Origin of the sequence: Shewanella psychrophila (assembly GCF_002005305.1) — a bacterium.
GTDB classification, from domain to species: Bacteria; Pseudomonadota; Gammaproteobacteria; order Enterobacterales; family Shewanellaceae; genus Shewanella; species Shewanella psychrophila.
In genome coordinates this window covers 2,478,144-2,501,247 of sequence record NZ_CP014782.1, presented here as the reverse complement: position 1 = coordinate 2,501,247, position 23,104 = coordinate 2,478,144, and the positions used below count along the sequence as shown (strand labels likewise).

14 protein-coding genes and 1 pseudogene are annotated in these 23,104 nt (G+C 42.9%); 9 read left to right on the top strand and 6 right to left on the bottom strand.

The genetic code is table 11. The annotated features are described in order from the left end of the window. Window positions 1-144: 144 nt before the first annotated feature. Both sps_RS10820 and sps_RS10815 read left to right on the top strand, forming a co-directional pair. A complete protein-coding gene (locus sps_RS10820) occupies window positions 145-2,607 on the top strand; it encodes a TonB-dependent receptor (RefSeq protein WP_077752534.1) in 2,463 nt (820 codons plus the stop codon). 662 nt (window positions 2,608-3,269) lie between these two features. After that, complete coding sequence (locus sps_RS10815; protein WP_077752533.1) at window positions 3,270-4,610, top strand: M20 metallopeptidase family protein; 1,341 nt, start codon at window positions 3,270-3,272, stop codon at window positions 4,608-4,610. 234 nt (window positions 4,611-4,844) lie between these two features. On the opposite strand, the gene sps_RS10810 is transcribed toward sps_RS10815, so the two are convergent. Further along, window positions 4,845-5,282 carry a carboxymuconolactone decarboxylase family protein gene (locus tag sps_RS10810; RefSeq protein WP_077752532.1) on the bottom strand — a complete coding sequence of 146 codons (438 nt, stop codon included), beginning with the start codon at window positions 5,280-5,282 and terminating at the stop codon, window positions 4,845-4,847. A gap of 146 nt (window positions 5,283-5,428) precedes the next feature. Here sps_RS10810 and sps_RS10805 point away from each other — a divergent pair, with 146 nt between their 5' ends. Beyond that, entirely contained in the window at window positions 5,429-6,319 is an 891-nt protein-coding gene (locus sps_RS10805; RefSeq protein ID WP_077752531.1) for a LysR family transcriptional regulator, read from the top strand. Window positions 6,320-6,374: 55 nt separating this feature from the next. Here the strand turns inward: sps_RS10805 and sps_RS10800 are convergent, their stop codons facing one another. Next, window positions 6,375-9,221 (bottom strand): TonB-dependent receptor domain-containing protein, encoded by a 2,847-nt coding sequence (locus tag sps_RS10800; protein ID WP_077752530.1) that lies wholly within the window; start codon window positions 9,219-9,221, stop codon window positions 6,375-6,377. Between the two features lie 855 nt (window positions 9,222-10,076). Beyond that, window positions 10,077-10,328: a hypothetical protein gene (locus sps_RS10795; RefSeq protein WP_077755642.1), complete on the bottom strand. Its 252-nt coding sequence runs from the start codon at window positions 10,326-10,328 to the stop codon at window positions 10,077-10,079. A 203-nt stretch (window positions 10,329-10,531) separates the two neighbouring features. On the opposite strand from sps_RS10795, the gene sps_RS10790 reads away from it, so the two are divergent. The 3 genes from sps_RS10790 (at window position 10,532) to sps_RS10780 (ending at window position 14,106) form a co-directional block, all read left to right on the top strand. Then, window positions 10,532-10,798, top strand: coding sequence for a hypothetical protein (locus tag sps_RS10790; protein WP_077752529.1), 267 nt, complete (start codon window positions 10,532-10,534; stop codon window positions 10,796-10,798). Window positions 10,799-10,965: 167 nt separating this feature from the next. Further along, window positions 10,966-13,272, top strand: coding sequence for a penicillin acylase family protein (locus sps_RS10785; protein ID WP_077752528.1), 2,307 nt, complete (start codon window positions 10,966-10,968; stop codon window positions 13,270-13,272). A gap of 414 nt (window positions 13,273-13,686) precedes the next feature. Next, a complete protein-coding gene (locus sps_RS10780) occupies window positions 13,687-14,106 on the top strand; it encodes a hypothetical protein (protein ID WP_169915742.1) in 420 nt (139 codons plus the stop codon). 120 nt (window positions 14,107-14,226) lie between these two features. Here the strand turns inward: sps_RS10780 and sps_RS10775 are convergent, their stop codons facing one another. Next, window positions 14,227-15,624 carry a uracil-xanthine permease family protein gene (locus tag sps_RS10775; RefSeq protein WP_077752526.1) on the bottom strand — a complete coding sequence of 466 codons (1,398 nt, stop codon included), beginning with the start codon at window positions 15,622-15,624 and terminating at the stop codon, window positions 14,227-14,229. 546 nt (window positions 15,625-16,170) lie between these two features. Here sps_RS10775 and sps_RS10770 point away from each other — a divergent pair. Next, window positions 16,171-18,660 (top strand): TonB-dependent receptor plug domain-containing protein, encoded by a 2,490-nt coding sequence (locus sps_RS10770; protein ID WP_237158105.1) that lies wholly within the window; start codon window positions 16,171-16,173, stop codon window positions 18,658-18,660. Window positions 18,661-18,869: 209 nt separating this feature from the next. Here sps_RS10770 and sps_RS10765 read toward each other — a convergent pair. Further along, window positions 18,870-19,109: pseudogene (locus sps_RS10765) on the bottom strand (2-nitropropane dioxygenase); the annotation flags it as partial. A gap of 229 nt (window positions 19,110-19,338) precedes the next feature. On the opposite strand from sps_RS10765, the gene sps_RS10760 reads away from it, so the two are divergent. Beyond that, on the top strand, window positions 19,339-19,758 hold the full coding sequence (locus sps_RS10760; RefSeq protein WP_077752524.1) for a hypothetical protein: 420 nt from the start codon (window positions 19,339-19,341) through the stop codon (window positions 19,756-19,758). A gap of 8 nt (window positions 19,759-19,766) precedes the next feature. Beyond that, the gene (locus tag sps_RS10755) at window positions 19,767-20,771 is read left to right on the top strand and encodes a trypsin-like serine peptidase (protein WP_077752523.1); all 1,005 of its coding nucleotides are present in this window, start codon (window positions 19,767-19,769) and stop codon (window positions 20,769-20,771) included. A gap of 681 nt (window positions 20,772-21,452) precedes the next feature. On the opposite strand, the gene pfaD is transcribed toward sps_RS10755, so the two are convergent. Continuing rightward, window positions 21,453-23,081, bottom strand: coding sequence for an eicosapentaenoate synthase subunit PfaD (pfaD, locus tag sps_RS10750; RefSeq protein ID WP_077752522.1), 1,629 nt, complete (start codon window positions 23,079-23,081; stop codon window positions 21,453-21,455). Window positions 23,082-23,104: the final 23 nt, after the last annotated feature.

Below are 23,104 nucleotides of genomic sequence, written 5' to 3'. Positions count from 1 at the left end.
AACTTCATCGACATTTACTTTGTAAAATCCCCGTCGCAATGGATACAAGGGTCGCATTTTTGTGTGGATGTGTGAAATTAACGTTGTAATGCTATCGATAATCATTATCATTCCGTCGGATAATACTAATGGGGGATAATATCGATGCAACAATTTCGTTTTTCACTACTTGCTGTCACTTGCGCATCAGCATTTTTACCTGGGCTTGCTTCTGCTAATGATCAGACTAAAGCACCAGAAAAAGTGCAAGCAGAAGAGCTGAAAAACAAGGATGTAGAGCGTATCACTGTCTATGGAAGACAAAACCAAGTGGTCATGAATTCAGGTTTAGCGACAAAATCAGATATGTCGTTAATGGAAACACCTGCGGCTGTCGTCATCGTTGATGAAGAGCTGATCAATGCTCAAGGCGTGAATAACCTGCAAGATTTGGTTCGCAACATCAGTGGTGTGACCCAAGCAGGTAACAACTATGGTATCGGTGATAATTTAGTGATCCGTGGCTTGGGTGCCAACTATACCTATGACGGTATGTATGGTGGTGCAGGTCTTGGCAACACTTTTAATCCAACACGCTCATTGACTAATGTTGAATCGGTAGAAGTCTTGAAAGGTCCTGCGACAGGCTTGTATGGCATGGGCAGCGCTGGTGGCGTGATTAACCTTATCGAGAAGAAGCCAGAATTCGAGAGTCGCCACGATATAGGTATCGAGCTTGGGCAATGGGATAGCTATGCACTGAGTCTGGATAGCACTGGTGGATTGAGTGATAAGCTAGCCTATCGCCTTGTAGCTAAAACGGCTCGCAGTGATGGTTACCGTGATATCGGAACCGATCGTGATGAAGTCTATACCTCATTAAAATATGTGTTCGACGACAGTCAGGACTTGATGATATCGGCTTCCTATATCAAGGATGCCATTGCCGTTGACTCTATCGGTCACCCAATACGCATCTATAACGCAGAATCTGTTGGTGGAAAAACGGCTGGCCAAGCGGGCTGGGAAGACTTAATAAACGATCCTGAAGGTAATGGTATTCAACTTACCGATGAACAGCGCCAGCAACTCGCCGATTCATTGGCTGCCAGCGATGGCTTAACTCCTTATGAGTTTGGTCATAACGGGATTATCTCGCCAATGGCTAAAGACAACGAAGGTGAAGAGTTGAGATTTAAGCTGACTCATAACATCTTCCTCAATGAAAATGTATTCTTAAACCAGCAGCTGCAATATCGTGATTACACCTCAGGCTTTGCCCGTCAAACTGGTGCCTATAACTATGTATATTGGGATCGCAAGGGTACTATCAATGCAGATCCTCGTGCGCCATTGCTTGAAGATGGTGTGCTTTACCCGTTTGCAGCTCGCCGTCAGGAGTACCGTCAGGTTTCTGCAGATGAAACCTCTTGGCAGTATTTTGCCGATTTGAGATATGATTTCGAACTTGCCGGTATCGACAATGAGCTTTTAGTTAATGCAAATTTCGAAGATCGTGATATTCGTTTCAAACAGTACTCCATTTATGATGCTGATAAGGTCATAAAGAATAAGGCTGGCGATGTCATCTATCAGGGGCAGTTGCCTTACATCTATGACATACGTAATCCAAATTGGGCTGAAGGTTCATTTGAAGATCACGACCCTCTGATGACCAGTAACTACAATAAGAAGGTGAGTGCCTGGGGCGTAGGTCTGCAACATGTCGGCTATTTCGGTTACGGCTTTACTACACGTATCGGCGTGGCGTTTAACGAGATTAAACAAAGTTATGAGCACTTCGGTGTCGATGAAAGATATCGCGCCAGTGCTGCTGAACCAACGCCTGAAGCGGATACCAGTGATGATGGCATCACCTATAACTTAGGTGTGACCTATATGCCGACCGACGACTTGTCATTCTTCGTTAATCACTCTAAAGGTCGTACAGCTTACAGCATGTTAGGTGGTATCAAAGGAGATGGTTCGGACAGACTGGACTCTGAGTCTATCAGTGATGACTTAGGTATGCGTATCAAGGCATTTGATGATCAGATGCTGACCTCTTTGGTGTTCTTTAAGAGTTCACGCACTAATCTTCAATACTCAAATCCAGATTATGACGAAGATGTTTCAGGGCCAAACGTGCCGAAAAACTTCTATGATGGCAAGGAAGAGACCACAGGTGTCGAGTTAGACATGAATGCTCACCTTAATGAGCAGTGGATGATCAACGTTAACGGTGTTTACCAAGATGCGCGTGATAAGAAGGATCCCAATCGCAGCAGTTATGATACTCGTCAAAAAGGGGTTCCTTATGTTACTGCCAGTGCTTGGCTGACCTATGGTGCCGACTTGTTTACACTCTCTAGCCCAATTGAGATAAGCCTTGGTGCAAAATACGTCGATGATCGCAGTACTAATTCTAGTTCATTCGGTATTCCTGATGGTTATGTGCCGAGTTATACGGTATTTGATTCGGCCATCAGCTATCAAGCGGATAGCTGGAAGCTACAGCTAAACGTCAACAACCTGTTCAATGAGGTGTATTACAATAAGGCGATGTTCCTGGGCGGTATGCCTGGCGAGGAACGTAATGCCAAGCTGACCTTTAACTATCAATTGTAAGCTTTAGGCTTAATGACGAGCTACGAGCTCGTCAATTTGATCATTGAGCTTTGAAAGCGCAGCCTTAGGGCTAATGCCGGTAAGTTAAGAAAAAATATTGATAAAATAAGGGCTACAGGGGATTTAATCTAAATCTGGCTGTAGCCCTTACTCGTTCTGCTGTTAGTCAATGATTGCTACACAAATTCCGTTAATTCAGAAAGTGAATAAAAAGTGATTATGTATGCAAAATAGTGACTAAGTGATCGGCATTACAGCCTTAGGGCTGCGCTTTTTATTATACCAATTGCACTAAGTATTTGACCAATTCAGAGCGACTCAGGCTTTTCAATTCAAGGCGCATTGGTGAATAAATGGTTATTCCCTTTTGAGCCAGTGCAAAGCAGAAGTGGGAAGCCCGAGACGCTCACGTAGTACGGCTTTCAAAGACCTTTAAGCTTCGTTGTGGGCTAATAGCTATTAGCTTCAATCCTCCGCCTGCCTACAAGGCTTTGTACTCCCGCTGGATGGTCAAACTTTTAATGCAACTGGTATTGTTTTTAAATTGTTTTAACTCTTCTATTTCAATCTATCGGTTTCAATTCAGTTCAGATTATTGATTTTTCTATGCTAGTTTATGTGTTTAGATTGTTAACTTAGCCATAAATAAAAAGAAGAAGCTTATGAAACTCACTAAAATCTGTCTGTCACTTGCCCTTGTAACTATGATGGCAAGCGCTTCTGCTGTTCAAGCCAGCAAGTTTGACTCTTCATTAGCACAATCTGTAAGTAAATCTTTGCCAAGCCTTGAGAAACTCTATTTACATCTTCATCAACACCCGGAGCTTTCCTATCAAGAGAAAGCGACCGGACAGAGAATGGCGAAGGAGCTTTCGGCACTGGGCTTTGAGGTGACGGATAATTATGGCGGGTATGGCGTCGTGGGCATATTCAAAAATGGTGAGGGTCCGACAGTGATGATCCGTGCCGATATCGATGCTTTGCCAATCATAGAGCAAACAGGAAAGCCCTATGCGTCCACTGTAACCACAATTGATGCCGATAATAAGACTGTTGGCATCATGCATGGCTGTGGCCATGATATTCATATGACTAGCTTAATCGGCACTGCCGAGCAGCTTGTTAAACATAAGAGCGATTGGCAAGGGACTTTGATGATGGTAGCGCAACCAGCTGAAGAAGTGGGTGGCGGCGCGAAAGCCATGTTAGCACAGGGCTTATTTACTGAATTTCCGACACCAGACTATGTTTTAGGATTACATGTGAGTGCGTCAGTCCCTGCAGGTAAAGTCGCTATCGCACCAGGCTACGCCTTAGCTAATGTAGATTCGGTGGATATTACCGTTAAAGGTAAGGGAGGCCATGGCGCCTATCCTCATACTACTATCGACCCTGTGGTACTCGCCGCCCGCACTGTGATGGCGCTGCAGACGATACCGAGCCGTGAAATATCACCGCTTGAGCCAAATGTCATTACTGTAGGCTCTATCCATGGTGGCTCTAAACACAATATCATCTCTAATGAAGTGAAATTGCAGCTCACTTTGCGATCCTATAATCCTCAAGTGCGTGAGCAACAGATAGCCGCCATCAAACGGATGACAAAGGGCATTGCCATGAGTGCTGGTGTGCCAGAATCTTTAATGCCAGTGGTCTATGTTCATGAGGATGAGACTATCCCTTCTACCTATAATAACCCTGAATTAGCGACTTCTGTTCAAGCGAGCATTGAGGCTGAAATAGGCAAAGCTAATGTGGTAAAAGCGGATCCTGTGATGGCTGGTGAAGATTTTGGTCTTTATGGACGCACGAGTGAGAAGCGTCCCATTACTATATTCTGGCTTGGCGCGGTAGAACCGAAACAGTATGAAGCGAGCGTAGCTTCCGGTGAAAGCTTACCGTCACTTCATTCAAGTAAATTTGCCCCTGATTACCCTGTGACTATCAGCACAGGAGTAAGAGCCATGAGCCGAAGTGCCATAGACCTGTTTAATGGAGAATAGCCAAGATGTGAACTTGTACTGCTTGCCTTAGCAAACGGTACAAGTGACATTGATTATGATAGTGGAAGTTAAAGTAAATGAGTTAGTGAGCAATATATCTGTGGGTTTTCTCTATTGAACATTAACCGAGTAGCAATAAATGGTTAGCGTAAAGCTCAGTTTCATAATGGTATTGGAGTTTTCCATTGAGTCGCTGAGCTCATCAATACTATCTAAGGATTAGGCTGAGTTATATTATTTATGCTGCATTTTCGTCGCTATTGCAAAGCGGTTCCAGGCATTTATCATGATGACTTGCATTATGACTTGAGCGATCTGTTCCTCACCTAACAATTCAAGACAGGTTTGATAGGTGTCATCAGTTAAACCTTGGTGTGAGACATGAGTGAGTTCATCGACGAGGTCGAGTACTGACCGCTCAGTATTATCAAACAGTGGTGATTCCTTCCAGGCGGATACTGCAAATAATTTCTGTTGTGATATGCCTACTTTTAAAGCCACTTCAGTATGTATTTGAATGCAATAGGCGCATTGATTAAGCATAGAGGCGCGTATCTTAATCAGTTCTTTTAGTGCACTAGATAATGTGGTGTCTGCCAGATAGTTTTCAACTGACATCATGGCGGTTAATGCGGCGGGTTGTGTTTGGGCGATATCAATACGACTCGTCATCTTTTGTCCTTTATTTAAGTTTTAGGCTGCTTTATTGGGATGACATCATTGTGCATAATTCGAATAATTAACTGAATAGGTGTATAAACTGAAACAGTTTTGCGTATTTTGCAAAGCTAGTTTAGTCAGTGCGGAGGAGTGCAAAGATGCTAGAACAGATTAAGGTATTTCATCAGGTTGTCGATTCGGGAAGTTTTTCTCAGGCTGCTAAGGTCTTGCATATGGCGCCTTCTTCCATTGCACGTAATATCGACAGTCTAGAAGCTCAACTTAAAACTACGTTATTTAAGAGGAGTACTCGCCAGTTGGTTTTGACCGAAGAAGGGGACTACTTTTATAAGCAGTCGGGAAAGTTAGTCGAAGACACCGATGTTTTGCTGGCTGAGATGAGAGGGGCTCAAGATACGCCTCAGGGAATGTTAAGAATATCTGTGTTCGAAAGTTTCGGTAACCTTTGCTTAGCGCCTATTATTCCAGAGTTTCTGCAGATGTACCCGGATATAAAAATTGAGCTTGATCTCGACAATAAGCTGGTGGATCTTTATAGCGAAAATGTGGATCTCGCTATTCGTATAGGTGTTCCTCAAGATAGTGGTTTAAAAGCGAGAAAGTTGTTGAATCATCCTACTTTATTGACAGCGTCTCCAACCTATCTAAATCATCGACCGCCGATCACACTGCCATCAGATCTACATGAACATAATTGCTTGCTTATCAGTCAAGAGAGACAGAGGAATCATTGGTTTTTTGCTAAGGGGAAAGCCCAACAAAAAATCTCTGTTAAGGGTAATTTTATTTCAAAAGGGGGCTCGCCTTTACTCACTGCTGCGCTTAAGGACTGCGGTGTGCTGCTCTTGTCTGAGTGGATGGTTAAATCTTATATAGAAAGTGGCCAGCTAGTGGAAGTTTTACCAGGTTGGACGGTGAATCATTGGGAGGAAGGCAGTGGTGAAATCTTTGCTATCTATAAAGCCGCTCAATACCCTAAACCACATGTCAGGGCATTCCTTGATTTTTTGATAAAAAAATTAAGTTAAAAAATAAAAAGGAGCACAGGTATCTGTGCTCCTTTTTATTTAACTAGTTTATTGACTAAAGTCTATAATTCGCACCAAGGAAGAATGCACGTCCTTGAGTGTCATAATAACCATCTCCATCATAAACATAAGGATTACGTGGTGGTGCAATATCAAATGCATTTTTCACACCGAAGCGTAAAGTAAGTGATTCATTGAAATCATACGAACCAGTAAAGTCCCATACCGTATGTGAAGGAATATCGTTATAATTGTTGTTTTCTGGTTTCCATTCATTGTCTGCAACAGATGAGTGACGGTAGTTAGACCTAGCTTCTAAGCTAAGTGCATCGTACTTCCAGCCTAAACTAAACATCGCCTTCCAGCGTGGATCTGTATATTCACCCACATCAACCTGCAAATCTTCAGCAAAGCCTGTTGGGTTTGTTTCCCATTGTTCGAGATAAGTGGCAATTAGGTGAATGTTGAAATCACCGAAACTATCAGTTGGAATATTATATTGAGTTTCAATATCTACCCCCTTAACATCGAATGAAGCAGAGTTAACAGGTGCTTGAAGGAAGTCTACAATATTGCCCGTCGTAGTATCTCGAGTAAATAGGTCACAATAAATATTGTCTAGAGATACAGAGTCATAACAGTATCGGACAGCTACATCTACGTCGATATTGTTAATCGCATCTGATATTTCAAATGCCCAATAGTCAACGGTTAGTGAAAAGCCTTCAAGATAATTAGGCGTGTATACCATACCAATTGTATAGTCATTTGATGTTTCAGGTTTCAGATCAGGATTACCAGCATTAACACCTGGAGTATTACTCTGATACCACTCAGCGCTTGGGTTCCAGTCTTGAGGAAGGCCTGCCGCTTGACAGTTCTTCTTACGATTTCCATCAGGCCCTAACTCGACATTGATCGCATCACAGACATCTTTAAAGCTTTCAAATGTTTGTCCACCTGGGTCAAATAGTTCACCAATGTTAGGAGCACGAACTGACTTAGACTTAGTTGCACGGAATCTCAAGTCTTCAATTGGAGACCAGTTTAGACCTATTTTCCAAGCATCATCGGTTCCAGCCGTGCTGTAATCCATCCAGCGATAAGCAAGATCAAGACCCAAGTCATGGGCAAGGAACATATCTGATAGCAGTGGAATACTAAATTCTGCAGCTAATTCAGTAACATCGTATTCACCCTTCATTGGCATTGAGTTATTACCAAAGATGGTGCCGTCAATCAGTGCTTGATCCGGTTTAGTTTCTGACTCTTCTTTGCGGTAGTCAGCGCTAAATGCTGCACTTACATAGCCTGCAGGCACGTCAAATAAAGCTCCGTTGACAACTAAGCCTGCAGTTGTTTGGGTTGTTTTTGCCGTTTGACCTGCACTTGTGCTTACCCAATCGATAGAGTCTTGGCTAGCCTGATTAACGCCTAGAAGGTTTAACGGTACACAGCCATCTGCTCTTGCATCGGCATCACGGCAAACTATACTGCCGTCATCAGCAAAGACTGCATCTTTAGCTTGATTGTAACGATCTGCCCAGATCTCACCGCCCCAAAGTGTTGTTTCTTTTAGCTGGCCACGCTGAGCATGGAGTGAATATTCCCACTCATCAGTAATCGCGCCCTCAATACCGACTAAGAATCTTAATGTTTCACGATCTTGGTTATAGGTACGATTTCCAAACTCGGTATCAATACGATATAGGTTCAAGGAATCCATTCCTGTATCAGTCATGAGCTGACGTGTATCCTCTGGAAGGAATGCGTTATCTGCTTCAATTTTGTTACTCGTATGGAATACTGGCGTACTTTCACCATTAGACTGATAATCTACATACGTAATTTCAGTAAAGATCTTATGATCATCATTGATTTCATAATCTGTGTTTAGGGTAAAGACCATACGTTCGAGTGGTGTTCTTACTAGACCATAATCAAGAGGGTCATAGCCTTCACAGCTTGGGCCACAATAGTTACCGTTATTACCTGGTCCTTCGATTAATCCTTCACCATAATCAAATACCTTCATTGCACCATTACTGTCGAAGGTATATTGACCACCATCATTAGCAAAGAAAGTACCAGGCTCGTTGATCCAAGATAATGGCTTACGGCCAATATATGGGATACGTGCAGGCGTACCATTTTCTAAAGACGAGTCCCACGCTGGGTTATAAATACTGTTAACTGGATTATCTAAAAAGTCACGGTCTGTGTTACGTAACTCTTTTTGTTCCGCATATGTAAAGTTAAATACTGTAGACAGCTTATCATTCAGATAATTTCCCCCTGCAGTAAGAGAGAACTGACTTTCTTCGCCACCGCTTTGCTCAGGCTGAGTATAAGATACATCTAATTCGACACCATCAACGTCTTTACGTGTGATGATGTTAATTACACCAGCGATGGCGTCAGAACCGTAAACTGCTGATGCGCCACCTGTAATGACCTCGATTCTTGAGACCATTGCTGTCGGGATAGTGTTTAAATCGACAGCCGAACTGCCATTAGAACCGGCTACAAAACGTCGACCATTAACCAGAACTAGAGTCCTATCACTTCCTAAACCACGTAAATTAGTTTGGTTTAAACCGTTTGCAAAAATTGTATTGTTAGAGGTTTCTGGAGAGATACCAACAGTAGAAGATGGCAGTTTGTTCAGGATATCCGCGACATTGGTGATCCCCATTTTCATCATATCAGCACCAGTTATCACGGTAACAGGTGTTGGAGATAGATCACCAATACGTTTAATTTTTGAACCGGTAACTTCGATTCGTTCAATTACTTTTTCTTCTTCTGCTGCATATAAGCTAGTGCTTGTTAGTAGCGCAGTACTCGTAGTCGCGAGTAACGCCACCCGTACAGCTTTTGTTAAACTGCTTACTGGTATCATATTCATTCCCTTAGTTATGTTTGTACTCAATTTTATAGTTGCATTGAGTTTTGTGTTTTTAAGTTAAAGCTCCCACTTTAACTAAACCTTTAATCTACAGATTTGTTACACTTAGTCAATTGTGGACACATTTGTTCATATTAATAAATGCGTAACGAAATATTTGCACTTCATATCTACACTTAAATATCGTCTAATTCAATTAAGTCAATGGTTTAAGTTGTTTCTCCTGTTTGAGGGGAAATTTAAATTTAGGATACAGTTTAAGAAGCGCGAGAGACTTTACGTAGATGGGGACTTGATAAAAATACGAACCGTTAATTGAAAGCTTATAAAATTAATTTGTCTGGTTATTGTTTTTCTTTGTATAACAAAATGTTGAAGTAATTATTTTTTGAATGGGAGAAGCTAAGAGTTTTAGAACACTCCCTGGTTCATGGCTAAGAAATTAAGGTTGTAGTAAATTGTTACACCTGTGTGTAACGAGGTTGATTTTTTTACCAAAGGGAGGGATTAGGTGCTCTTTCTAATCAAAAGACAGGTGAAGCCTTGTTAACTGCTGTTTTAAAGGGGAGCGGGGTTATTTGCTATTTTGGGGATGGTAAAGTCTGACCTTGAAAGTAAAGATCTAGTTGAACTTTTACTTCGCTGGCTTGTGAATCATTGGGAGGAAGGCAGTGGTGAAATCTTTGCTATCTATAAAGCCGCTCAATACCCTAAACCACATGTCAGGGCATTCCTTGATTTTTTGATAAAAAAACTAGAAAAAGTATAGTGCTATAAATCAACAAACAATCAGCTGCTCATTTTACATTAAGAAGAAAATAATATGGCTATTGAATGGGAGTTGCTAGTTCATTTAAATGTCACTTTTCCACCTATCATCTTAAATGCAGGCGTGCCTCTTACTAAGGTATTTCTGGCGAACTCTCGTCCACAATTTGGGCAGATGCAGGGCGTTTGAGTGAAGTCTTCGACGATTCGCTCCTTGAAGCACTTCACTAAAGCCCCTTTGCCTCCCTTGCGATATTTGAATAGCTGGGTTTTGCACTTAGCACAGAAGATATCGACAGTACGTGTCGGGCCTTTCTTGTTGGGTTTAGCCATATTGTCAGCCTTGCCATTGATCATTCTATTGTTAGAAGCGGCTATTCTAATGGAGCAAAGGGTTAATACAAAATGTGCAAAATCCAAGTTTATCTTCTACTATTTCTAAGTGCCTTTTTTAAGTCAGTTTTCTAGTTTTATTTTCTTACTGACAAGGTTTAATAGAAGGTTAGTTACTCAAGTTTAGCGATCAAGGAATATTCATGCCTAAGTTCTCAACTGTCGATAAAGTTAATCGTATTACCTTGTTCTTTACGGTTATTCTTTTTTTAATACTCAGTGGCTGCACTAACTATGATCCCGTTCCGGTGGGAAAATGTACTGAAGTGGTTAAGCATGCTAAGAAGGTGCTTGGCAGTATGGCGCCTGATCATAAGACCTTAATGGCGGATTGTAAGGCGGCTACGGATAGTGAACGAGGCTGTGTCATGGCGGCGACGAAGAAGGGCGCATTGGCTCAGTGCATGTAATGCTTTTCCAAGGAGATTAGTTCCTGAGTTCTGCTTTATGTCTGTTTATGCTCATCGCTATTATATTAAGTTGGTGCAATTATTCTAATGTTAAATTGTTTTAGTTAACATGAGTGTAACTTAGGTTATAGTCATCGTCATGATGATGGATATTATGACGATGCTTGATGACTAAAATAATAAAAATACTCCTGGTTTCTACCCTTTCTCTGATTTTCATTCTGATCTCGACAGTATATTTTGGACTATATCTGAGCCTGCCTAAGCTTTCTGGACAGTTTCGCAGCGGCCATCTATTTGAATCTGTGACTATAGAAAGAGACAGATTAGGTACAGCGGTTATCAAAGGAGATAATCGTCAAGATGTGGCCTATGCTCTGGGTTTTGCACATGGGCAAGATAGATTCTTTCAGATGGATCTGTTGAGGCGTAATTCAGCGGGTGAGCTAGCTGAGATCTTCGGCTACAAGGCGCTTAAGCTAGATAAGTCTCGCCGTTTTCATCAATTGAGGAAACGAGCCGAGAATACAGTCGCTAAGATGGAGCCAAAACAAAAACTGCTGTTACAGGCCTATGCCAATGGGGTCAATGCAGCGGTAGCAGAGCAAAGTGTTAGCTCTTTCGAATATCTGCTCACAGTGGCAAGCCCACAAACGTGGCGACCCGCCGATAGTTTGCTTGTGATCTATAGCATGTACCTAGACCTGCAAGGCAATACTCCAAAGCGAGACATGGCTTTGACTCAGATACAAGGCCTGTATGGTGAGCAGATGCTGGCTTTCGTGACACAAAATAGCCCTTATCAAGCGGCGCTAGATTCCAGTCTGCTTCCTTCACAGGAGGTATTGATTCCTGCACTTGAGCCTCGACTGTTAGCGACAGCGTTAATTAGTACCATTGAGGAACCCGTTGATATCGGTAGTAATAATTGGGCTGTAACCGGAGAGCTGACTGAGAGTGGACGGGCCATGTTATCCGATGATATGCATCTGTCATTTGCGGTTCCTATCATCTGGTATCGTGCTCAATTGAATTACCCATCAGATACCGGTGAACCTATACAAGTTACTGGTGTGTCATTGCCTGGTGCGCCAGCTATTGTTGTGGGGACAAATAATAAGGTTGCTTGGGGGTTTACCAATGCCTATATAGATACCGCAGATTGGGTAGCAATCGATAAAAATGAGCCGTTAGCTACAGAAATAGAGTTAATGAAACTTCCGGGCGATCATTCGAGTGTCGAATATCCGATTCAGTTATCCAAATTTGGTCCGGTTAAGCATGTAAATGGACAAGACTATGCACTTTCTTGGGTCGCACACCAAGATTATGCCGTCGATATGGAGCTGATGGAATTGGAAGCGGTTGAGAGTGTAAAAGAGGGATTAGCACTGGCGACGACATTTGGGATCCCGGTACAAAACTTGATGCTGGTTGACAGTGAAGGTAACGCCGCCTGGAAACCCGCCGGAGCGGTGCCATCAAGGACGAATCCTGCTAATGTGGCGCAATTACCAGACAGCTTTCAAGGAGCACTGTGGGGGATAGATGAGACAGAGCTGCCACAAGTACTGAATCCTGAGCACGGACGGCTGTGGTCGGCCAACTCCCGTGTGATATCGGCAGAGCAATCCAGCCGCTTCGGTGATGGTGGTTATGCGCTAGGCGCCAGAAGTCAGCAGATCCGTGACAGGCTATTCGAGTCGGAGCAGTTTACCGAGCAGGACTTTTATCGATTGCAGTTAGATAATGAAGCCAAGTTTTTAATGCCTTGGCATGATTATCTGATTAACTTGCTTTCACTAGAACCCGTCAGATTTGCCAAAGATATTCAATTTATCAGGGATTGGCAGGCATGTGCCTGTGCTGATTCTGTCGGTTATACCTTAGTGCGCAGCTTTAGGGCTAAGTTGCTCGACGCAAGCTTCGCTCCCTTAGAGACAGGTTTGAAAGAGATAAATGTGTCTCTATCTCCAGTTAAACGTTATCTGGAGCCTGCCATGTGGCAACTGCTCGAAGATAAGCCTGATTCTTGGCTTCCCGAACAGTATTCAAGTTGGGATAAGTTTGCTATTCAGGCTTACTCTGACTCTACTCAGGAATTACTAGATAAGCACAGTGATGCCGGCTTGCTAGCAGATCTTACATGGGGCAAGGTCAATGTCCTTAAGATACAGCATCCCTTCAGCAAGCAGATGCCGCTGCTAAGTTCTTTGCTAGACATGCCAACCGTGGCTGGTTTTGGTGATAGCTTTATGCCTGCGGTACAGAGAAGTACTTTTGGTGCATCTCAGCGTTTTATCGTACAGCCTGGACTCGAGTCTCAGGCCATCATGGTGATACCTGGTGGTCAGTCTGGTCATCCTTTATCCGATTATTACCGTGCAGGGTTCGATGAATATGCTAACCATGAACCAACGCCTCTGCTACCTAGCGAAATCTTACATAAAATAACAATTCAAGCGATTAATTAAGCCGCAAAGATGAGTAATCTAGGGAGAACCTTCTCTTTTGGTTACTCATAAAGTAGTATTTACTGGTTTTTAAAAAATAATTTTGGTTTATCTAACTTACGTTCATCATCAAATCCGAGTCATTCCCTTTCAATATTCATAACTGTGAATCTATTCACTAAAAAAATCACTTTATGTAGAATGTGCAGGTAATTATGACACTTTGTAAGTAAATGTAATCTTTAGAGTATCATCATCAGTTTCTGTTATTCTCCGATACAAATAATTACAATAGAGTCGCCTTGTTATGATTAATCCTGGGGTTGTTACGCTAGTGTTGATGGTGGTTTTTGTAGCTGGTTGTCAGAAAGATGTGACGTTTCAAGTTGATACAGTGACTGAAGTCAGTTTAGAGCCTTCTTCTACCCATAAGTGGTGGTTGATGAGGATGCGCTTGAAAGTGATGTCACAGCTTGCTATCTAAGAGTCTATGCGATTAATCACTTAGACTACGGAATTAAAATTGGCCCGCAAATAAAAGTAAATATTCATGGTGTTGAGCACACCTTAAGTATCGATTCTTGGGGAGATGACTGGGAATACCTTGTTGCTGGTAAAGAAGGCGAGCAATATAAACAGAAGCTTTGCTTTAAAGAACAGGCACTTAATCCTATGAGCTGTGCAGAACTCGCTGATGCCATCAACAATAAAGCCTACAAGATTGAGTTTAATCGATGTGAGAAAATAGACCAATCACCAGTAAGCTGTAATACGGAAATCAGTGTCGCCCAAGGGGGGATCAACTTTAGAGCTATTGCAGCCGATGAGCTGGAAAGTACTCAGTTAGCAGATTGAACCCCTACCTTGTTCAGCCCTTTTAAGGTGACGACTCCACTTCAAATAATGACTTAAGAGGTTTAAATACTTCAACCTCTTAATCGAACTTCATCTCAGACTAGATTTAAGGCCAATGAGTTAAGCTGTATTTGCTTCTTTATCATCAATGAGTTGTTCTGATGTGTTTTCCTGTACTTGTTTATTTTTTTCTTGAGGAATAATCAAACTCATTAAAATAGCTGATATCCCCGCAACAGTAACAGATGAGCTGAATATACTTTTAAATAGGGGTGAGAAAGAGTTTGTTACCTCTGGCACTGCAATGACACCAAGACCTAAGCCAAAAGAGACTGCCATGATAAGAAGGTCACGACGATCCAGTTTAGCCGTCGCTAAAATTCGAATCCCTGCCGATGCAACAGTACCAAACATAACTAATGTGGCTCCTCCTAAAACTGGCTTAGGCAATGTTTGTAAAACCGCGCCAATAACCGGAAATAGTCCTAGCAAAACAAACAAGCCTGCGATATAAAACGCAATATAGCGACTGGCAACTCCAGTGAGCTGGATCACACCATTGTTCTGACTGAATGTCGACATAGGAAAGCTACCAAATGTCGCTGCCAAACAAGAGTTTACGCCATCGCCTAACACTCCGCCTTTAATACGCTTAATATAAAGCGGACCTTGAGTTGGTTCTTTAGAAACCATAGAGTTTGCCGTCAAATCACCGGTTGTTTCAATGGCGGTGACCACAGAGATAATAGCCACCGGAATAAACGCAGCGAAATCAAAATTAAATCCATATTTAAAAGGGAGTGGTACTGAAATTATGGGCACATCTGGTATGTGAAAATTTACCATCCCCATAAAAAAAGCGGTAACATAACCCACTAGCATACCGATCATGATACCGGATAGACGTAGCACTGGATTGCTAAAACGATTAATAGCAATAATGGTGGCTAAGGTCACTCCACCAACAATCAGATACTTGGCAGCTCCTATCTCTTCGTTACCAAATCCCCCTGCAATATCTGTCATGCCGACTTTTATTAAGGATAAACCGATAGTGGTGATAACTATGCCTGTAACGACAGGAGTTATGACATGTTGAAGTTTATGAATGATTCTGCTTAAAAACATCTCTACAAACGAAGCAAAGAAACAAACCCCGAAAATCATGGCTAAAATATCTTCTGAACTTCCCCCTCTGTTTTTGACAATAAAGCCTGCAGCTAAAACAGCACTTAGAAAAGCAAAACTCGTTCCCTGAACACACAATAGACCCGAACCAACCGGACCGAAGCGCTTTGCTTGTATAAATGTGCCCACACCGGAAACAAATAGGGCCATGGAAATAAGGTAAGGCAGTTCACTGCCTAAACCGAGAACACCACCGATGATCAATGCTGGGGTGGTAATGCCGACAAAACTGGCCAAGATATGCTGAAAAGCGGCAAATAAGGCTTTTAATGGTTCGGGACGATCATGCAGTCCGTATAATAAGTCACTATTCTTAGGTGATGTACTCATGTCTACTTCGACTCCTTTCTGGTTGCTGTGCAATTGTTTTTATTTATCTATTTTTAACGCCAACGTTCCTGTTTTTATTAAGCCAAATATTTAGAAAAAGCTGTCACAACTGTCAGCTTAGATCTCAACATATAGTGGTTTTTTTGGGCTGTCTATAATTTGAACTGCCACATTGTGGGATATCTGAATGAATTTTGAGGGTTATATGGGAGGAGCCTAGTATGAAATTAGCTCTACCTTCGATGGTTTTTTAGTATTTGTATCATCGGTAGAGTCACTACTTAATGAATCTTATGTTGTGGCAATGTGTCATTTGTTTGTTTTTGTGATAAACCTGTTGACATTATATCTACTTAAAGTGCATAAGTTTCTTGAGACCTAGTCGAGTTTTGGTGGGTAGAAAAAGGATGATATTCATCGATAAATAGTCTTTTGAACTGATTAAATAAATTGAGCGCTTGAGACCTTATAATAAAAAATGGAAGTAGTATGAAAAAAACAAGATTTCAACCAGATGGTTTAGCGCTAGCAATTACTTTAGCTTTAATGAGTACCAACCTTTACGCTGAAACAGTCGCAGTAGAACAACTGGATGCGAACGTAGAAAAAATATCCGTGTTAGGTAGCCGAGTTTCTAGTCGTACGGCTACTGAATCTGCTGTTCCCGTCGACATTATCAGCGCAGAAAGCCTCAGCCGGGGCGGGTTTACTGAATTAGGTCAGAGCCTGCAGGCGAGTGTCCCATCATTCAATTTCAGTCGAACTCAAGTATCTGATGGCTCAGATCTGTTTCGTCCGGCTACATTGCGGGGGCTTCAGCCGGATCAAACCTTAGTGTTAATCAATGGTAAGCGTCGCCATAATCAGGCTATTTTTGGCCTCAACGGTACAGTTGGTGCTGGCGCTGCAGGTACCGACATGAATGCAATTCCACTTATCGCCCTTAAAGATGTACAGGTACTACGCGATGGCGCCGCGGCGCAATATGGCTCAGATGCCATAGCCGGTGTGATAAACCTATCACTCAAGGACACCACAGGTGAGACATCGGGTTACTTGCAAGGAGGTACTACGGGGGAAGGTGATGGTGACAACTATTCTGTCGGACTCAATACCGGGTTTGATCTTGGTGATGACGGCGGTTTTATCAACTTGTCTTTAGAATATCGAGATGACGATGGCACTAATCGCGCCCAACCCGACATTGGTGGTTCATCGACTATCGCTTCAGGCACTCTGTCTGATGATGTTCGTTGGGGGCAAGGTAATGCTGCCTCTGAATTTCAGTCGGTTTTCTATAATGCCATGATGCCAGTGGGGGATGTGGAGCTTTACTCTTTTGGTGGTTATTCAAATCGTACGGCATTAGGCAATGGCTTTTGGAGAAACTTCAATGAGGCGTCTAAAAACATTGCTCAAGTGTACCCTGATGGCTTTTTGCCGCGTATTTATAATGAAACACAGGACATCTCTGTCGCCGCAGGCGTCCGTGGTGACATCAATGATGACTGGCAGTTTGATGTCTCTGGTGTTTATGGTCAAAACCGTTATGACTTTGATTCCAGAAATAGCATCAATGCGTCCTATGCTGCCGAATATCTTTATAATAATCCTAGCGCCAGCGATGCAGATATTGCCGCTAACTCAGGTCCTACATCGGGTTATTCCGGTGGCTTTCGTTTCGATCAGACGACATTGAATGCCGACATTAACGGCTTTGTCGATATCGGTTGGGATGAGCCTCTATATGTCGCGTTCGGCACCGAATACCGTAGCGAAAACTATGAAATCGTTGCGGGTGAATTGGCATCCTATTCCTGTGGTATGTCTAATGCTGACAGCGCTTTCCCATCGGTGATGGATCCGGATGTGTATGCTGGTTGTGGTTTTCAGGCATACCCGGGGTTGAGGCCTGATGCTGCGGGTAAAGCCGATCGTAATAGCTATGCCTTCTATCTTGACCTTGAGACTCAATTAACGGATGTATGGTCTTTGGGGACGGCGGCTAGATTCGAAGATTTTTCAGATGCGGGTAGTGATCTGGTGTGGAAAGTATCATCTCGCTATGAAGTCACCGATGACTTTGCTTTTCGCGGCGCTGTATCTACTGGCTTTAGAGCGCCGTCTCTGCAGCAAAGTGCTTATACTGCCTATACGACTAACTTAGGTCCTGGGGGAGTCCTGTCCGATTCATTCACCGCCACAGCTGGTTCTGCTTTCCCGTCGGCATTAGGTGTTGAGAGCTTAGAGCTCGAATCCTCTGAAAACTTAAGCCTTGGTTTTGTTTTTAATGCGACAGAAGATATCTCGGTCACCTTAGATGCTTATAAGGTTAAGATTAAAGACAGGATCACTTTGGGCAGCTTACTTACAGCCGAAGATGTTGCCTTTAGCCCTGAAGCCGTGGCGGCATTAAATGCTACCGGGGCTGATCAGGCTAACTACTTCTCTAATTCGGTCAATTCGACGACCCAAGGCTTAGATCTGATTGTGACCTATAGGACCGAAATGTTCGAAGGTGACTTCAATGCCACACTGGCGGGTAACCTTAATGAAACTGAGATAGACAGTGTTAATGCGGCCGAAGGAATACCTGAAGATGTGGCACTCGATGATCTCCAGCGCAGCTTTTTAACCGATGGTCAGCCTAAAGAGCGTGCGACCTTAACCTTCGATTACAATAAGAATGATTGGCGCGGTATGATCAGAGCTAACTACTTCGGAGAAACCAACGTCACCTATTTTGGGAATGATCATATTGGTTTACCCGACGAGCTATCGCCAACAGGGTCATTTTTGCCCACCAGCATAGTGGAAGCGGCTGTTTTGGTTGATATCAATATTGAATACCAGTTCACTGAGTCTCTGAGCTTCTCTGCCGGTATCAATAATATCTTCGATATCACTCCAGACGAATTAGGAGCCAATGAATCACTCGATTTTATTACTAATCAAGCATTCAAGTATCCGGTTCGCGCATTGCCATATGGTTTCGACGGTAGGACCTATACGGCAAAAGTTAACTTTAACTTCTAGCTTCAACTGACTAATACCAATTGGTATTAGTCTTTATAACTAAAAAGCCATCGGCAGCTCTAGATCTAAACTAGATGTGCTTGATGGCTTTTTATTTTCAGCTGTGAACTTAAAGCTTACCGCTTATTTTTTCTAAGAACCGCTCAAGGCTGACATTTTTGATGCTTTCCTCGCAACTCGAAACTGCTTTTCCCTCGTAGCTTCTTGGCCTAAACTATTCTCTGAGTCGGCTTCCAGCGCAATAACTGAGTTGGCAGCTTCACACCTTGTGAGGTGAGGCTGTTAACGCGGTTAAGATAAGCAGCGTCGTACATCAGATGCTTGGCCACATCGACGGCGTTACGGTCTTGGTAGTTATCTAAGCAACAGTCTTCAGTCCACTGATTGAATGCACCTAGTGCTGGGCCTGCCCAGATCTGGTAATCCACCTCACGGCTTGATTCGTTTGAGAAAAGATATGGCTGTCCTGTCTTTTTTGTTTTCCGATTTATTCTTTGGCTCGATTTATTTTTTCTAATACAGATGGAGCTTTTTGGCGGAGGTTACTCACTCATCAGATGATTTATCCAGTTCATTGAATAGTTGTTCCTTGTTGTTAATTGATTGAGGTGATGTTGCCTTTATGTTTTTTCTGTTGTCATCTTTGTAACGGTGTATGTGACGTTTGGGAGTGGTACCGTGAGATATAAGCAAGAGGAAATGGAAGAGGCCTATGCAGAAATTAGTCAAAATGAAAACCCTAAAGGTGCAATCTTCGGAGCTCTAATAGGTGCTTTACCTGCTATGCTTTTGTACTTTGTATTTGCGCTTATTGGTGGCCACTTTATTTTATTGCTAGCCCTCCCACCAACAGTCATAGGTATTTTTTCACGTTTTGTAGGTAGAACATATCGGCACAAACACAGGTTGCCCGTTGGTGCTATAGGGGCATTAGCCCATATAGTTGGATGCGCTTTACTGGGCAGTTCACCGTTATTATATTTACTAACTCCGTTAGCATTTTTTATTTCAATGTCAGTTGCAAAAATCAAGTTGAAGGAAGTTCATGATTGGGCAATCTATCAAGCTGACCTCGGTAGGTTGAGCATTAGTAAATAGTGAAAGTTATGAAATTATTAAAAATTACAATATCGTTGTGCTTATTTTTTATTTGTCAGTACAGTGTTGGTGAAAGCTTTTCAGTAGATAAAGAAAATGAAAATCTACGAGTTCAAGTCAAAGATATTGATGATTATTCACATGCTTCAAGTGTTGGTAGCTTGATCATTACAAGAAATCGCTTTAGTAAAAATATAGAAGTAAGGTGCTCTGCGGTACTTATCGCAGAGGACTATATTATGACTGCAGCACACTGTGTTTTTGATCATCTTAGAGCTGCACCAGTTCTTAATATCGAATTTATTCCTCAGTACCTCGGAAAAGGTCGACAACAACGAACGAGAGTTTTTATAGAAGAGGGGTGGATTCATAAGCAATATACTCTCGAAGATTATAAGAATGTTCTGCAATTTCCTAATGGCACAGTTTCACTCAATAACGACACCCAAAAAACTGATTTAGCAATTTTGAGAGTAATGAGTAGTAAAAACCGAAAAGGTTCAGGTAAGCAATTTGGCTACATAGAACCGGTTTCTCAAGATAAAGTATTAATCGAACAGAAAGTCCCCGTCACCTTATTAAGTTACCCCGGAGATAAGGAAGGCAATACTCTCTGGCACCAGAAGTGCGAACTAAAAAAATATAAACCGTTTATAGGTCAAATCAACTGCAGAGTCTATTCTGGCGCAAGTGGCGCGGGTGTAATAATTGAAACGCCAGAGTCAACTCATCACGTCGTAGGCATCGTTTCGACCTCTTCTATGAATGGCGAAATTGGTGAAGCTGTACTGTTTTCAAATAAGGTTATTGAAGATATAAATTATATTATTTCGAAACGTCCAGATAAAGTGAAGCTATTTGAAGCTGTTGATTTCAAAACAACGAAGAAAGTTTATATCCATATAGAAAATCGCTGCAATGAAAAAGTTGTTGCGCAGGCCTACTATCAACCTTATGGCAGTGAAAACTGGGGGGGTGCTCGAAAGAACGATTCCTATCGGATTCTCAGCTGAATTTAACACGATAAATTCTCGGACTTGGTACAGCCATATTCGAGACTTAGATGGTCGCCCATACAATCTAGGTAAAGATATTCAACTTACTATAAAGGGCGAAAAATACTTTTTTAAAGAGCATACAGTTCCATATCGTAACGGGTTTGGTGACATCTTATACGGGGATCATTTTTACAGAGTCCATTGCATCTAGACCAACTGTAAAGAAAACCATCTTTTTTAGGCTTGTGGCAGATATGAACTTAACAGTTCGGCTCAGTAGATATGTTAATGGTGGGAGGGGAACTGGCTTAACTCTTATTAAAATAAACAGTAAATAACCAAGATAGCAAAGTTGTGAATGCAGATTTCCCTATAGAGTTAAAGACTTATTGTGACCACCTTGAACGTAAACGACGATAAGGTGTGGCTAATTGTCACCGATGGCTAGATTGTATTTTGTTTACGTTAAGCGAAAAGAGAGTATAGCCATCTCTTTATTGGAGAGGCTAACCCAGCCAGTGATAGAAAACAAAAAGCCACCAGAACCACTTAGTTTGAATAAGTGTGCTCGGTGGCTTTGCTATTTCTAAGAACCGCTCAGGGCTGTCTTTTTATAAAATCCGCTCAAGGATGACTCTTTACAAGAACCGCTTAGGGCTGACTCTTCCTCGCAGCTGCTTTCCCTCGAAACTGCCCTTAAGCCATTCTCTGGCTTGGCTTCCAGCGCAATAGCTGAGTCGGTAACTTCACACCTTGTGAGGTGAGGCTGTTAACGCGGTTAAGATAAGCAGCACCATACATCAGGTGCTTGGCTACATCGACGGCGTTACGGTCTTGATAGTTATCTAAGTAACTGTCTTTCGCCCACTGGTTAAATGCGCCCAGTGCTGGGCCTGCCCAGATTTGATAATCCATCTCACGGCCGACTTCGCCAGAGTTTGACCAGCGACTTGATAGCCCTAAGTACCAGCGGAAGATCAGTGCCATCTTACGCTTAGGGTTGCCCTCGGCGCGCTCGATCTGCTTAGGGTCACGTTCATTGAAGTGCGCTACTGTACCTGCCCAGATCTCATCAAGTGTTGAGCGGAAAACTTGCTTCTCAAGTTTCTCACGCTCAGCTGCTGGAATCGCTTCGATAGAGTCGTAACGTGTGTAAAGCTCATATAGCTTATTAGCTCGCATTGGGAAAAGCGTACCGCGCTTGACTACTTGAAGCTTGACGCCCATTTCGAACATGTCTGCCGCAGGAGCCATGGTCACATCGGCCATCTCAGTGTTTGCCAGTAGCTTGCGAGTGTGCTCACTGGCTCCGGCTTCGACGCAGGCTTGATTGACTGAACCTGTAACGATATAAGCAGCGCCCATGTTGAAGGTAGCCAGTGCTGCATCTGGTGTGCCCACACCGCCGCCACAACCGACACGGATCGGTGTGTCGTATTGATATTTGGCCTGGATCTCTTCTTTTAATGCCAGAATTGTCGGCAGAAGCGTCACTAATGGACGGTTATCTGTGTGCCCGCCAGAGTCGGCTTCGGCTGTGATGTCGTCGCTCATAGGCACAAGCTGTGCTAGTTCCATCTGCTCAGGGGTGATGGATCCATCATCGACCAATTTCTGTAGCATCTTAGCTGGCGCTGGCATCATGAATTTTTCAGCCACTTCGGTGCGGCTGACTTTAGCGATAACCTTGTTAGCAATAATGATATTGCCATGGCTATCACGGCTAAGACCTGCTGCGCGGTAGTAGACGATTTGTGGTGTAAGGCCAAGGAAAGCTGATGCTTCAACTGTACGTACCTTATGCTTAATAAATAGCTCAACGCTGCCACGCTCTAATGCTGGCTCGCTTGGGCTATGGATAAGGTTAAACATGTACGGGCCATTTGGCAGCGCCTTTTGAATGCGATTAATTGCAGCTTCTACGCGGCTGGGAATAAGACCCGCTGCGCCAAATGAACATAAAATGCCCGCTTGACCTAAGGCTATCACTAACTCTTCAGATGAGATACCGTTAGCCATGGCGCCAGCGTAGTAGGCGTACTTAACACCGTGAACGCGGCGGAAGTTACTGTCGCCTAAGCTCTCTGTACCAAGTGCTGGTGCGAAAGCACTGACTGGATGCGCGTTACCGTTAGTACCTTTGGTTGATGCAATCGTTGCATCTTGAGCGATACCCACACCTTTCTCGCTGTGGTTAATGACATAACAGCCACGGCTGAAATCTTTAAGTTGCTGCTCCATGGTGTTCACATCAAAATTGATGTTGGCATCGGTTACCGACCAAGGCCATGGAGAAAGCTTTTCATTTGTTGTCGTAGGATTCATTGTTGACCCTTAAAGTAATTCTT